Source organism: Blastococcus litoris, assembly GCF_003075095.1.
GTDB classification, from domain to species: domain Bacteria; phylum Actinomycetota; class Actinomycetes; order Mycobacteriales; family Geodermatophilaceae; genus Blastococcus_B; species Blastococcus_B litoris.
The window spans coordinates 148,918-162,272 of the sequence record NZ_QCZF01000004.1; the positions used below are offsets into that span (position 1 = coordinate 148,918).

14 protein-coding genes and 1 tRNA gene are annotated in these 13,355 nt (G+C 74.7%); 11 read left to right on the plus strand and 4 right to left on the minus strand.

The window, feature by feature from the left end; all coding sequences use genetic code 11:
• Positions 1 to 4: 4 nt before the first annotated feature.
• Entirely contained in the window at positions 5 to 1,570 is a 1,566-nt protein-coding gene (locus tag DCS98_RS10375) for a Na+/H+ antiporter (RefSeq protein ID WP_164704500.1), read from the minus strand.
• Positions 1,571 to 1,630: 60 nt separating this feature from the next.
• On the minus strand, positions 1,631 to 2,206 hold the full coding sequence (locus tag DCS98_RS10380; RefSeq protein WP_164704501.1) for a DUF421 domain-containing protein: 576 nt from the start codon (positions 2,204 to 2,206) through the stop codon (positions 1,631 to 1,633).
• Between the two features lie 229 nt (positions 2,207 to 2,435).
• Here DCS98_RS10380 and DCS98_RS10385 point away from each other — a divergent pair, with 229 nt between their 5' ends.
• The 11 genes from DCS98_RS10385 to DCS98_RS10435 all read left to right on the plus strand — a co-directional run bounded on the left by DCS98_RS10385 (position 2,436) and on the right by DCS98_RS10435 (position 12,309).
• Entirely contained in the window at positions 2,436 to 2,708 is a 273-nt protein-coding gene (locus tag DCS98_RS10385) for a hypothetical protein (protein ID WP_164704502.1), read from the plus strand.
• 76 nt (positions 2,709 to 2,784) lie between these two features.
• Complete coding sequence (locus DCS98_RS10390; protein WP_116451292.1) at positions 2,785 to 3,162, plus strand: ArsR/SmtB family transcription factor; 378 nt, start codon at positions 2,785 to 2,787, stop codon at positions 3,160 to 3,162.
• 171 nt (positions 3,163 to 3,333) lie between these two features.
• Complete coding sequence (locus DCS98_RS10395) at positions 3,334 to 3,675, plus strand: NADH-quinone oxidoreductase subunit A (RefSeq protein ID WP_116451293.1); 342 nt, start codon at positions 3,334 to 3,336, stop codon at positions 3,673 to 3,675.
• Positions 3,666 to 4,751, plus strand: coding sequence for a hypothetical protein (locus DCS98_RS10400; protein WP_164704503.1), 1,086 nt, complete (start codon positions 3,666 to 3,668; stop codon positions 4,749 to 4,751). The genes DCS98_RS10395 and DCS98_RS10400 overlap by 10 nt, the downstream gene beginning before the upstream one ends.
• The gene (locus tag DCS98_RS10405) at positions 4,744 to 5,682 is read left to right on the plus strand and encodes an NADH-quinone oxidoreductase subunit H (RefSeq protein ID WP_116451295.1); all 939 of its coding nucleotides are present in this window, start codon (positions 4,744 to 4,746) and stop codon (positions 5,680 to 5,682) included. The genes DCS98_RS10400 and DCS98_RS10405 overlap by 8 nt, the downstream gene beginning before the upstream one ends.
• 10 nt (positions 5,683 to 5,692) lie before the next feature.
• The gene (locus DCS98_RS10410) at positions 5,693 to 6,274 is read left to right on the plus strand and encodes an NADH-quinone oxidoreductase subunit J (protein ID WP_116451296.1); all 582 of its coding nucleotides are present in this window, start codon (positions 5,693 to 5,695) and stop codon (positions 6,272 to 6,274) included.
• Entirely contained in the window at positions 6,271 to 6,588 is a 318-nt protein-coding gene (locus tag DCS98_RS10415) for an NADH-quinone oxidoreductase subunit NuoK (RefSeq protein ID WP_206340186.1), read from the plus strand. Before DCS98_RS10410 ends, DCS98_RS10415 begins: the two co-directional genes overlap by 4 nt.
• Positions 6,585 to 8,522, plus strand: coding sequence for an NADH-quinone oxidoreductase subunit 5 family protein (locus DCS98_RS10420; protein ID WP_116451297.1), 1,938 nt, complete (start codon positions 6,585 to 6,587; stop codon positions 8,520 to 8,522). The genes DCS98_RS10415 and DCS98_RS10420 overlap by 4 nt, the downstream gene beginning before the upstream one ends.
• Positions 8,519 to 10,141: a complex I subunit 4 family protein gene (locus tag DCS98_RS10425; RefSeq protein WP_241037543.1), complete on the plus strand. Its 1,623-nt coding sequence runs from the start codon at positions 8,519 to 8,521 to the stop codon at positions 10,139 to 10,141. The genes DCS98_RS10420 and DCS98_RS10425 overlap by 4 nt, the downstream gene beginning before the upstream one ends.
• Before the next feature lie 5 nt (positions 10,142 to 10,146).
• On the plus strand, positions 10,147 to 11,607 hold the full coding sequence (locus tag DCS98_RS10430; protein WP_116451537.1) for an NADH-quinone oxidoreductase subunit N: 1,461 nt from the start codon (positions 10,147 to 10,149) through the stop codon (positions 11,605 to 11,607).
• A 39-nt stretch (positions 11,608 to 11,646) separates the two neighbouring features.
• The gene (locus tag DCS98_RS10435) at positions 11,647 to 12,309 is read left to right on the plus strand and encodes an HAD family hydrolase (protein ID WP_116451298.1); all 663 of its coding nucleotides are present in this window, start codon (positions 11,647 to 11,649) and stop codon (positions 12,307 to 12,309) included.
• An 84-nt stretch (positions 12,310 to 12,393) separates the two neighbouring features.
• On the opposite strand, the gene DCS98_RS10440 is transcribed toward DCS98_RS10435, so the two are convergent.
• Positions 12,394 to 12,469 (minus strand) — tRNA-His (locus tag DCS98_RS10440).
• A gap of 60 nt (positions 12,470 to 12,529) precedes the next feature.
• Entirely contained in the window at positions 12,530 to 13,210 is a 681-nt protein-coding gene (gene orn, locus DCS98_RS10445; protein WP_116451299.1) for an oligoribonuclease, read from the minus strand.
• Between the last annotated feature and the right edge of the window lie 145 nt (positions 13,211 to 13,355).

Sequence of the window (13,355 nt, forward strand, 5' to 3'; positions counted from 1 at the left end):
GTCCTCAGCCCCCGTAGCGCGTCGCCCGGGCCTCGATGTCGAAGAGGACGTCGTCCGCGGCGGCCGGGCTGACCTGACCGGACCGCCGGGCCTCCAGGACCGCCTCCCGCTCGGCCTCGGCCGCGCGGGCGAGCAGCGAGCGGAGGTGCTCCCCGGCGTGGTGGCCACCCAGGTCACCGTCGACGAGATCGTGCACCTGCCCGCGGTAGGCCAGCCGGCTCTCGTACTGCTGCAGGACGGCCGCCTTCACCTCCGCGGGCACGTCGTCCGCCCGGCGGATCTGCTCGAGCGCGGCTTCGGCCACCAGGCTCTGCAACCTCCGGGCGTCGGCGCGCACGTCCACCGTCCCGGCCACGCCGAGCCGCCGGATGAGCGGGGCGAGGGTGAGCCCCTGCAGGACGAGGGTCACGATCACCACGAGGAGGGCGACGAGGACGACCTCGTCCCGGAGCGGGAAGGAGGACCCGCTGTCGGTCGTCTGCGGCAGCGCCAGGGCGGTCGCCACCGTCACGACGCCTCGCATGCCCGCCCACGAGGCGACCGTCGCCTCGCGCCAGCCGTAGGGCACCGCCGAGGCGGCGCGCCGGGCCCGGCTGCCCGCGACCGCCGACGCCAGCGACATGGCGGCGGCCCGGGACACGACCAGCACCCCGGTCACCGCCGCGGCGACACCCAGCGTGCCGCCGTCGCCGAGGAGGGGGGTGTCCTCCAGGACGTCGGCCAGCTCGACCCCCAGGAAGGCGAACAGGAGACCGCTCACCGCGAAGTCGACGTACTGCCACACGGACCGCCCGAGCAGCCAGCCGGCCGAGGTCACCTCGCGCGACGTGGTGGCCCGGAGGTAGAGGCCGGCGACCAGGACCGCGAGGACCCCGGAGGCGCCGATCTCGTCGGCGACCAGGAAGAGGGCGAAGGGCACCGCGATGGTCACGGTCGTCTCCGCACCGGGGTCGTGCAGCAGACCCAGCGCCCGCCGGGCCAGCCACCCGCCGGCGAACCCGATGAGGGCGCCGCCGAGCACGGCCACGACCAGACCGGCGGCGACCTGGGTGACGGTGACCCCGCCGGCCACCACCGCCATGACCGAGAGCTGGTAGAGCACGAGCGCGGTGGCGTCGTTGAACTGCCCCTCGCCCTCGAGCACCGTCACGAGGCGGGGCGGGAGCCGCAACCGACCCGCGACCGCGCTCGCCGCGACCGGGTCCGGGGGCGACACCACCGCACCCAGGACCGCGGCCACCGCCCAGGGCAGACCGAGCGCGTGGGCGACGACGGTCACCAGGGCCGCGGTCGCGACGGTCAGCCCCACGGCGAGGCCGAGGATCGGCCGCGCAGCCGCCCGCAGCTCCCTCGTCGAGGTGGTCTGGGTGGCCGCGAACAGCAGCGGGGGGAGCACGAGCGGCAGGATGAGCTCCGGTGGCAGGTCCGGGGCCGGGATGCCGGGCGCGAAGCCGAGGGCGATGCCGAACACGGTGAGCAGCACGGGTTGGGGCACCCCGATCCGGTCGGCCACCGGCGTCAGGACGACGACTCCGAGGACCAGCAGGCCGAGCAGCACGACGGCGTCCACGTCCCCGATCCTGGGAGGGCCAACCGATCCCGGCCACTCGCGGGTCGTGCGCCGGGCGGATCAGCCGCGATCGCCACCGTCGCGAGCGCGCCGCGCGCGGCGGTGGTCGACGCCGGCCGCGTCGGAGAGCCCGCGTCGGACGAGGGTCCCGTCCGGCTCCGGGCCGTTCTCGCGGACGATGGTGAGCTCGCCCTTCGTCTCGTACAGCACGTAGCGGAGCTCGGCGATCTCCCGGACGCCGAGTTCGCGCAGCTTGGCGAGGACGTCGTTCTCGGTGAGGCCGCAGATGCGCAGCTGGTCGCGCCGGAGTACGCCGTGGTCGACCAGCACCCGCACCCGGTGGTCGACGGCCTTGGCCACCCACCTGTTCCCCCGGCCGAGCGTGACGACGGCGTGCGCGGCCAGGAAGGTCACGAGCGCGGTCGCGCCGACCAGGAAGGACTGGCCCTCCGCCACCGCGGTGCGGCCCATGACGGCGCCGATCGCCACCGCCGCGGCGAAGTCGATCGCCGTCCACTGCGCCAGGGTCCGGCGGTGCGCGATCCGCAGGCCCACCACGGCGGTGCCGTACACCAGCAACGCCTTCGCCGCGACGACGACCAGCGCGTCGTCCTGTCCCAGGAACCACGTGGGCATGACGCCTCCTCCCGACCCGTCCGAGCCCCGACTGCCGCGCCGGTACCCGCATCGCGCACCCGTCACGAGGTCGTCACGCGGACGCACGGTCACCGCAAGACGCCGGGCGGAGCATCGGATGCGGAGGGCCGGCGAGGGCGCCGGCACCCTCCACGCCCACACCGAGTTCCGCCGGCTGCTCCCCGCACCGCGCCGTGGTGGCCGCGGACACGACCCGTTGGAGCCCGTCATGCTCCGAGCAGTCCTCGCGATCCTGGCAGTTCTCGGCATCGTCGCCGCGACGGCGGTGACCGGCCCGTTCTGGCTCACCGTGCTGGTGGTGGGGGCGGCGCTCCTGCTGGGCGCTGCGGGGCTGAGCCTGCTCCCGGTGCCGGAGGAGGACGAGGAGGGCGGCGAGGGGGACGACGCAGGGGCGGACGTGCTGTCGATCGCCCCGCGGGCCGGCGGCGGTTCCCGGACCCGTGTGCCCGGGACGGCCGGTGGGCTCGGCCAGGCGGCGTGACCGCCTCCCGGCGTCGATCCGGGCGCCAGGGTTACCCGTAGGCCCGTACGGACATGGGTGGTCCGGAGGTGCCCCCATGTCCGATCTCGATCATGCCCACCCGGTCGACCCCGCGCGGGTCGCCCACGCCCGCGACCGGCTCCCCGGCCGGGAGGAGACCGCCCAGCTGACCAGCGTGCTGAGTCTCATGGCCGACCCCACCCGGGCGCGGGTGCTGTTCGCCCTGGACGTGGTCGAGGAACTGTGCGTCGGGGACCTCGCGCTGGCCCTCGACGCGAACGAGGACGCCGTCGGCTACGCACTGCGGCTGCTGCGCACCGCAGGTCTCGTCGCCAACCGGAAGCAGGGACGCGTCGTGTACTACCGGCTCGCCGAAGGTTTCCCCGAGCCGCTGCGCAACCACTGCCTCCGCCAGTTGGTCGTCCTCGCGAACGCAGCGCCGGAGGAGGACTGACCCGCGTCGTCGAGGCCGCCGCGGGGGCCGGGCGGTCGGTCGTCGCCGCGCGACGGCCCTTCGCCGCCCCTACAGTCGGCGATACCCGGACGGTTGTTCGGATGTCGCTGCCGAGTCCGGGCCGGACCCGGACGAGGCGCGGCGGACCACCCGTGAGGCGAGGAGGGCGGCATGATCGCTCTGCTGTCGCTGACGGGACTCGTCGTGGCCGGCGTCCTCGGTCTGCACGCGCTCTCCGCCGCGGTGCGGAGCACGCGCGAGACGGCGTCCGTGCTGCCGTACGAGTCGGGTCTGCGCCCGCAGCAGCACGCCGTCTCCCGCTACCACGCCCGGTGGTACGCGATCACGGTCCTCTTCCTCGCCTTCGACATGGAGATGATCTTCATGTACCCGTGGGCGGTCGTGGTCGCCGACCTGGGTGCGCAAGCGGTCGCCGAGATGTTCGGGTTCCTCGCGGTCCTGCTCGTCGGTGTCGTGTACGTCTGGCGTGAGGGTGCACTGCGATGGGCCTGATCGCCCGACTGCGGACCTGGGCGCTGTCCCGTCCGGCTGTGCTGCTCGTCGACGTACCGGGCGAGACGACTCTCCGGTGGGCCGCCGAGGCCGAGCTCGAGCGTCGCGGCTGGCGGCGCGCCGCGACGCCTGCCGACACCGACCTGGTCGTCGTCCTGGGCGAACCCGGACCCGAGCTCGCGGCAGCGGTGGACCTCCTGTGGAGCCAGGTCCCGGAACCGCGGCACCGGATCGTCGTCCGCGGGCAGGGCGACGTCTCCGCCGAGCTCGACGCGGGCCTCGGTGAGCTCGTCCGGCGCGCCGCAGGCGGTCCACGAGGGGACCGTCGTCCGTCGCCCACCTCGTTCCTGGACGAGGACGGGGGCATGGACCACGGGGGCATGGACCACGGGGGCATGGACCACGGGGGCATGGACCACGAGGGCATGGACCACATGCACCACGGGGGAGAGGTGGCCGGGCTGCCCATGGCGTCGACCGGCCCCGACCGTGACGGCCTCGAACTCGACGTCCTGGAGGTCGCGCTCGGACCGGTGCTACCGGGCTGGCCCACCGGGCTGGTGCTGCGGGCGGACCTGCAGGGTGACGTCCTGGTGTCGGCCGAGCTCGCCTGGCTGGACGCCGACGCGCTTCCCACCGGCAACCCGCCGGAGGACTCGCAGTGCGCCGCGCTGGACCGGCTCGCCCGCTTCCTCGACGTCGCCGGCTGGCCGACGGCAGCCCGCCAGGCCCGCCGGGCGCGCGACGGCCTGCTGGCCGGGACGGATCCAGCCCGAGCACAGCGGCTGGCCCGGGCCGTGGCGAGGCGGATCCGCCGGTCCCGGGCCCTGGCGTGGACGGCCGGCGGCATAGGGCAGGTCCCCTCGCAGGACGGTGCAGGCGAGGGTGTCGTGGACCGCGTCCGGCGCTGGTGCGACAGCGCAGCGGGGCAGCCGGTCGACGAGCGGCCCGCGCCGTCGCTGGACGAGGCCGCCGGCCTCCTGCGAGGCACGGAGGTCGGCGGGGCGCGCCTGATCGTGGCCAGCCTGGACCTGCCGATGCCTGCTCCGACGGCGCCGGAGCGCGCGCATGCCTGAGCAGACCTCGGCGGATGCCTGGGGGCTGGCGCCGGCTCTCCTGGGTGTCCTCGTGGTCGGCCTGCTCCTGGGGTTGGTCGTGGCGGCCGCCGACCGTGCCGTCGTCGCCGGCACACCGAGGCGCGCACTCGACCCGCTGCGCTCGAGCGCGCGCCTGCTGGTCGAGCAGCGGCGGACCACGCTCGCGCCCGACCGGCTGCTGTGGCGGCTGGCATGCGGGGCGGTTCCGGTCCTGGCGCTGCTGACCCTGGCGGTGGTCCCGATCGGGGGTCGGACGCTGTGGTCGACCAGCGCCGACCTCGTGTGGTTCAACGCCATGGAGGCCCTGCTGTGGGCGGTGGTCTGGCTGGTCGGCTGGGGTCCGAACGCCTTCCACGCCCTGACCGGCGGCTACCGCTTCCTCGCCCAGGGGCTGGCCTACGAGCTGCCGCTGATGTTCGCCCTCATCACGGCCGGCCTGGCAGCCGGCTCGCTGCGCATGACGGACGTCCTCGCCGCCCAGCAGGACATGTGGTTCGTGGTGACCATGCCCGTCGCCTTCCTGGTGTTCCTGGCCGGCGCCGCCGCCTTCGCCTTCTGGGGTCCGTTCGCCGCACCCGCCGGAGCCGACATCGCCGGCGGGGTCACCTCGGAGCTGTCGGGCGTCGATCGGCTGCTGGTCGAGGCCGGCCGGGCGGTGTTCCTGGGGGCGAGCGCGGCCATGGCGGCCGCGCTGTTCCTCGGCGGCGGCTCCGGGCCCTGGCTGCCCGGCCCGGTGTGGCACCTGCTCAAGACGCTCGCCGTCATCGCGGCGCTGGTGTGGCTGGGCCGGCGGCTCCCGGTGCTGCGCCCTGACCGGACGGTCGAGGTGGGCTGGGTGGTGCTGGTGCCGCTCACGCTCGTGCAGGCGCTGGTCGTCGCGGTCCTCGTGCTGAGCGGCTTCTACGCGTGAGGAGGACACGATGCTGACCGACCTGTCCGGCGGGGCGATCGCCGCGGTGGCGGGGCTCGGCGTGCTGGCGGTGGCCGCCGGTGTCGCGGTCTTCCGCGTGGACTCGATGGCCCGTGCGACGTTCGCGCTGCTGGCGTCGTTCCTGGCCGTCGCCGGCGTCCTGCTGGCCTTCGACCTGGTCTACCTGGCCGTCGTGACGGCGCTGATGATGACGATCGAGATGGCGATCATGGCCGTCTTCATGATCGCGTTCATGATGAACCCGGCCGGGCTGATGCCGATGACGATGGTGCACAACACCACGGGGTCGGCCGTCGTCGGTGCCGGCGCGTTCGCCGTCCTCGCCGTCGGGATCTGGACCGCCGACTGGCCGACCCGCTCCGGACGCCGGCCCGCCGACAGCACCCGGCAGCTCGGCGAGGCGATCATGGGCGGACACATGCTGGTGATGCTGGTGATCGGCATCGCGCTGTTCGCCACGATCCTCGCCGGCACGGTGCTGGCCACCTCGCGCGGCCGGTACGACCGCTTCGGTGCCGACCTGGCCGCGTCGCGGCCGGACGACCCGGTGCCCGGGGGGCTGCCCCGATGACCGCGGAGGTGGTGCTCCAGATCGTGCTGACCGTGGCGGCCGGCCTGATCGGGGTCGGGCTGTTCGGCGCGCTGTCCCAGCAGTCGATCGTCATGGTGATGATGGGTCTGGAGCTGGTGCTCAACGGGGTGCTGCTGGCCGGCGGGGCGGCCTGGTACTTCCTCGCACCCGAGCTGCCGGACGCGCAGGTGCTCGTGGTCGTCGCACTGGTCGTCATGGCCGTGGAGATGGCGATGGGCTTCGCCGTCACGGTCGCCATCTACCGCGCCCGGCAGGTGGACATGGTCGACATGGCGACGGACCTGCGCGGATGACCGCTGCGCTCGCCGCCCTGGTGCTGCTGCCCGCCGTGACCGGGGCGGCGCTGCTGATCGCGGGACGACGGGCCGACCGGGTCGCCGGCCCGGCGGCCGTCGGGATCACCGGAGTCGCCGTCGTGCTCGCCGCCCTGTCGGCGGCCGCCCGCCCGAGCATCTCCGCGCCGTTCCTGGGCATCGTCGACGGCGGGGACCTGCGCCTGGTCGTCGACGGCCTGTCCGCGGTGCTCGTCCTGCTGGTCGCGGGGATCGCCCTGCTGGTCACCGTCTTCGCCGTCGCGGACCTGCCGGTCGGTGCGGCGCGCGCCCGCTTCTCCGGGTTCGTCCTGCTGTTCGTCGCGGCCATGCTCGCGACCGTCACCGCGGCCACGCTGCCGGCTCTGCTGCTGGCCTGGGAGGTGATGGGTGCGACGTCCTACGCGCTGATCGGCTTCCGCTGGGACGAGCCCGGCAAGCTCGCTGCCGGCACCCGGGCGTTCGTCACCACCCGGGCCGGCGACCTCGGGCTGTACGTGGCGGCGGGGGCCGCTCTCGCGGCCACCGGCAGCCTGGCGCTGGCCGACCTCGGGGCCGCGGACGGCGGATGGGCGGACCTCGCCGCGGCCGGCGTGCTCGTCGCTGCGCTCGGCAAGTCGGCGCAGCTGCCCTTCTCGGCGTGGCTCTCGGCAGCGATGCAGGGCCCCAGCCCGGTCAGCGCGCTGCTGCACTCGGCCACGATGGTCGCCGCCGGCGGCTACCTGCTGCTCCGGATGCAGCCGCTGCTCGCCGGTACCGGCTGGGCGGCCACGACCGCGGCCTGGGTCGGCGCACTCACCGCGCTGGTCCTGGGCGCGGTCGCCGTGGCGCAGACGGACCTCAAGCAGTTGCTGGCCGCCAGCACCGCCGCCCAGATCGGGTTCGTCGTCCTCGCCGCCGGTGCCGGTGCCACCGCCGGCGGCACCGCGCACCTGGTCGGGCACGCCGCGGTCAAGGCGGGGTTGTTCGTCGCCGCGGGGGCATGGCTGTCGGCGCTGGGCACCAAGCAGCTAGCCGGCCTGCGGGGTGCCGCCCGGCGATACCCGGGGGTGGGGGCGGCGGCCACCGTGGCGGCGCTGGCGCTGGCCGGCGTGCCGCCGCTCTCGCTGTGGGCGACCAAGGACCAGGTGCTGGCCGGCGTCGAGGGGACGGCGCTGACGGTCGTGGGGCTCGCCGCCGCGGTGCTCTCGGCCGTCTACGCCGGGAAGATCCTGGCCGTCGTCCTGGCCCGGCCGACGGGGGAGGAGGTCCTCGACGAGGAGGAGCCGGGGACCCGGCATGTCCCGCTGCCGACCCGAGTTGCAGCCGGCGTCCTGGCGGTGTTCGCCGCCGGGCTCGGGGTGCTCGCCCTGCCGGCCGTGGCCGACGCGCTGAGGACGGTGCTGGACGCGGAGGGCGAGCCCTCTCCCGGGCTCGGGGAGCTGCTCCTCTCCGGCGGGCTCGCCGTGGCGGCCCTGGCGCTGACCGTCCTGGTCGGCCGGGCCCGGCCGGCGGTCGGCATGGCTCTCGAGCGGAGCCCGCTCGCCGCGTGGGCCGGGCTGGGGCACCTGCTCTCGCCGCGGCCGGCGCTCGCGGTCGCCCGCGTGCTGGCCGCCGTCGACGACCGCGGGATCGACCGGGTGGTCCGGGGGGCGGGGACCGTCGTGCGCCGGGTCGCGGGGCTGGCTGCCCGGGCCGACGACGGCGGCATCGACCGGGCGGTCACCGCTGTCGTCGCCGGGACACGGCGGGTGGCGGCCGCCTCGGCCCGCACCGACGACGGGCTCGTCGACGGCGCCGTCCGTGGGATCGCGCGGGCGGTGCGCCGCGCCGGTGACGCCGCGCGGCGCCCCCAGACCGGGCTCCTGCACCAGTACTACGCCCAGACCGCCGCCGGTCTGGGGTTCCTGCTCGTCCTCCTGCTCGTGGTGAGGTGACCGTGCTGCTGACCGTCGTGATCTTCCTGCCGCTCCTGGCGGCGGCCGTGCTCGTCGCCTCCCCCGGGATGTCCGGGCGGTCAGCGACCGGGCTCTGGATCGCCGCCTCCGCCGCGGACCTGGTGCTCGTCGGCTGGATGTGGTGGAGGTTCGAGCCCGGCACGGGTGCCTCGGGCGTCCTCGACGGGCCGGCCTTCGAGGCCGACCTGCAGTGGATCCCGACGGTGGACGCCGGCTACCACGTCGGCGTCGACGGGCTGTCGCTGCCGCTGCTGGCGCTGACGGGCGTGCTCTTCCTCGCCTGCGCCGTGTACTCGCTGCGTGAGCCCGATCGGCCGCGCACCTACGCGGCGTTGTTCCTCTTCCTGCAGACCGCGTGCGTGGGCACCTTCGCGTCGCTGGACCTCATCCTCTTCTTCGTCTTCTTCGACCTGACGATCGTCGGGATGTACTTCGTCATCGCCGGCTGGGGGCACGGCAACGCCCGTCGCAGCGCGCTGACGTTCTTCCTCTACACCTTCATCGGGTCGCTCGCCCTGCTCGTGGGCTTCATCGGGCTGTTCCTCGGCAGCGAGGAGCGCACCTTCGACATGGTGGCCCTGGCAGCCGACCCACCGCTGGCGGACTCCCCGGTGGCCGGTGGGCTGGTGCTGCTCGCGATCGGGCTCGGGCTGGCGGTGAAGACGCCGCTGTTCCCGTTCCACACCTGGCTGCCCGACGCGCACACCGACGCACCGGCGGCCGGGTCCGCCGTGCTCGCGGGCGTCCTGCTCAAGCTCGGCACGTACGGCTTCGTGCGCATCGCGATGCCGATCCTCCCCGACGCGTGGCAGCGCTGGGCGATGGTCGCCGTGGTCGTCGGGGTGATCAGCGTGCTGTGGGGGGCGTTCGTCGCGCTGGCCCAGACGGACGTGAAGCGGATGATCGCCTACACCTCGGTCAACCACATGGGCTACGTCCTGCTCGGCCTCGGCGCCGCGGGGCTGGTGGCCTCGGCGGACGAGGGGGCGCGCACGGTGGCCACCGTGGGTGCGATGTACCAGATGGTCAGCCACGGTCTCCTCACCGGCGCGCTGTTCCTGCTCAGCGGCTGGCTGTGGTCCCGCGGGCACACCTACGCCTTCGAGCAGTGGGGCGGGCTCGCCCGTCCGGCACCGGTGTTCGCCGCCTGCCTCGCCGTGGCGGCCTTCGGATCGCTGGGGCTCCCGGGGCTCTCCGGATTCATCGCCGAGTTCCAGGTCTTCACCGGGGCGCTCGAGGCCGTGCCGGTCGCCACCGTGATCGCCGTCGTCGGCATCCTGGTCACCGCGGGGCTGTTCCTGCTCGCCCTGCAGCGGCTGCTCACCGGCGACACCGTCGCCCCCGGCGGGACGGATCCCGGTGGGGAGCCCGGCGCCGGTCGGGCGGGAGAGGGACGGGCTCCCGCGCGCGCCGGCGCTGTCTCATCGGTCGCGACGGAGGTCCCGCCAGCGACGGGCATCCGTGACCTCCGCGGCCACGAGCTCCTGGCGATCGTCCCGCTCCTCGCGCTCGCCGTGGTGCTGGGTCTGTTCCCCCGCGTCCTGCTCGACGTCCTCGAGCCCGCTGCGACGGCGGTGGTGGAGCTGGTGGCCCGGTGACGAGCATGTCCGGTGGCACGGAGGCGTGGCCGGCCCTCCTGCCCGAGGGGCTGCTCCTGCTCGGCGCGGTCGGCGGGCTGCTGCTCGGGCTGTGGACCCCGCAGCAGGCGCAGTGGCGGGTGCGGCTCCTGGTCACGGCGGCCTGCCTGGCCAGCGCGACGGCTGGGGCGGTCGCGATGTCCCGTCCGGACGAGCGGGTCTTCGAGGGCACCTGGGTCGTCGACACCACCACGGGCGTCGTCCGGATCGTCGTCGCCCTCGGGGTCGCCGTCCTCGTCTGGCTGGCGGCTCCCTCGGTGGCCGGGCACCCGCGGGAGACCGAGGCCTACGTCCTCATGCTGCTGGGGGCGCTGGGCAGCGTCGCGCTGGCGGCCGGCGGCGACCTGCTCCTGCTGGTGGCCGCCTACCTCCTGGCGAGCGTGCCGCTCTACGCCCTGGCCGGTGTCGCCAAGGACGCCGCCGGCACCGAGGCGACGATGAAGTACTACCTCATGGGCGCCTTCGCCGGCGTGCTCCTGCTGGTGGGCGTCGCCGCGCTCGTGCTCGCCTCGGGCACCACCGGCTACCCGGAGCTGGCCGCCGCCCTCCCGGACGCGTCTCCCGCGCTGCTGGCCCTCGGCGTCCTCGGGGTGCTGGCGGGGGTGGCGTTCAAGGCAGGCGCCGTGCCGGTCCACTTCTGGGTTCCCGACGTCACGGCCGGGACGACGCCTCCGATGGCCGCCTACCTCACCACGATCCCCAAGATCGGTGCGGTCGCGGCCGCGTTCCGCCTGGTCGCCGAGCCGTTCGCCGGTCTGCCGCTCGACGTCCCGCTGCTCGTCGCCGTCCTCGCGACGGCCAGCATGACGCTGGGCAACCTGGCCGCGTTCTCCCAGACCGACGTCCTGCGGCTGCTGGCGTACTCCACGGTCAGCCAGGTCGGCTACCTCTTCATGGTCGTCGCGGTGGCCGCCCGGACCGATCTCGCCGGCCCGGCCCTCGCGCTCTACCTGGCCGCGTACGCGGTGACCAACATCGGCGCCTTCGCAGCCGTCGCCGCCACACCGGCGGCACGGACGATCACGGACTGGGTCACGGCCGCAGGACGGCACCGCCGGCTGGTGGGGAGCCTCGTGGTGTGCCTGCTCGGCCTGGTCGGGACCCCGCCGACGGCGGTCTTCGTGGGCAAGCTCGCCGTCTTCACCGCAGCATGGGACGGCGGACTGGCGTGGTTGGTCGTCGTGGCTGCGGTCAACACCGTCGCCAGCCTCTTCTACTACCTGCGCTGGGTGGCCCCTGCGTTCGCCGGGGTACCCGTCGCGCCCGTCCCGGCGGAGGGGCCGGTGGGCAGCGGTGCACGCACGTCGGCCGGAACGCGGCAGGAGGTCCGCCGGTCGCCGGAGGCGATCCTGCACGCGGCCGCCGTCGGATCCGTCCTCCTCGGCGTGGGTGCCGGCGTGTGGCTGGGGGTCAGCGGGGCCTCCTGATCCGCGCGCCGGGCCGCATCGGCGGCGGCAGGATGGCTCATGGCCTTCGTGACGGTGGACCTCTTCAGCGCCCTGCTGGACTCACGGGCGGGTGGCACGAGGGCGCTGCAGCTGATCGGGGGCGGGCGTGGCTGGCCGGTGGGCGCAGCGACGGTCTACGACACCTGGGACGCACGGAACAAGGCGTCGCAGAAGGAGACCACCGGGTGGATGTCCTTCGCCGAGCACTCGCGGCGCGCGCTGCGCGCGACCTACCGGGAGCTGGGACTGCGCGGGGATCCCGACGTCGACACCGGGCGGCTGCTGGACAGCGTCGCCGACTGGCCCCTGTGGCCCGACGTCCCGGCCGCCCTCGACGCGCTGCGCGGCGTGCACCGGGTGGGGGTCCTGTCCAACGTGGACGACGCCGTCTTCGCCCCGACGGCGGTGGCCCGGCTCGTGGATCCGGCCGACGTGCTGACCAGCGAGCGGCTCGGCGCCTACAAGCCGCACCCGGCGCTCTACCGCAGCGCGCGCCAGGCCGGTGTCGACGTGCACGTGCCGGCGTCCGCGCGCGACACCCGCGGAGCGCTGGAGGCGGGCATGCGCGTGGTGCGGGTGCGACGGCCCGGGCACTCGGTGGATCCCGACGGCCCGCACCCCGGGCTGGAGATCCCCGACCTGCTCGGGCTGCCGGAGGCGGTCGCCACGGTGATGGGGTGACCACGCCGGCGGGCGGCAGTCGCCGCGGAGGCCGGTCGCAACAGGAGAGGCCCTGGTCAGCGGGCTGACCAGGGCCTCTCCTCGTGGGGTGAGTGACGGGGCTCGAACCCGCGACACCCAGGATCACAACCTGGTGCTCTACCAACTGAGCTACACCCACCGTCGCTCCCCGGAGGCGCACGCGCCAGGAGGGGAACCGGAGCAACGATACCGGAGCGGGTCAGCTCCCCGACGCGGCCGGGGGTGCGGCGTCGGCGGCGGGGCTGGCGTCGCCGGCCGCCAGCACGTCGGCGAACGCGCCGACGACCTCCTCGGCCGCGCCCTTGGCCTGGTCGCTGCTGGGCCCGGGGGCGGGCACGAACAGGGTGCGACGGTAGTAGGCCAGCTCCCGGACCGACTCGATGATGTCGGCGAGCGCGCGGTGGGCCAGGCCCTTCTGCGGCTGCGCGAAGTAGACCCGCGGGAACCAGCGGCGGGCGAGCTCCTTGATCGAGGAGACGTCGACCATCCGGTAGTGCAGGTGGTCGTCCAGCTCGGGCATGTCGCGGGCGAGGAAGCCGCGGTCGGTGCCGATCGAGTTGCCGCACAACGGGGCGGTGCGCCGCTCGGGCACCCAGCGCTTGATGTAGCCGAGCAGCTGCTGCTCGGCCTCGGCCACCGTGAGCGAGGAGGCCCGGACCGCGTCGGTGAGCCCGGACTTGCGGTGCATCTCGACCACGACCTCGTCCATGCCGTCGAGGTCGGCGTCGTCCGCGGCGATGATCAGGTCCAGGCCGGGGTCGAGGACGTTGAGCTCCGAGTCGGTGACGACGACCGCGACCTCGATGAGCTTGTCCTTGACGATGTCGAGCCCGGTCATCTCGCAGTCGATCCAGACCAGGTGCCCTGCGCTCTCTGCCACGTCGCCCGACAGTACGCACCGTGCGCACCGCTCGCCCCGTGTGCCCGGCTGATAGCGCAGGTGTCGCGAACCTGCCACTCGGACGCTCGGAATCGGCCCTCTCCGCCGCTAGGGTCGGGGCCAGTCCACCGAGCCCGAGGAATCC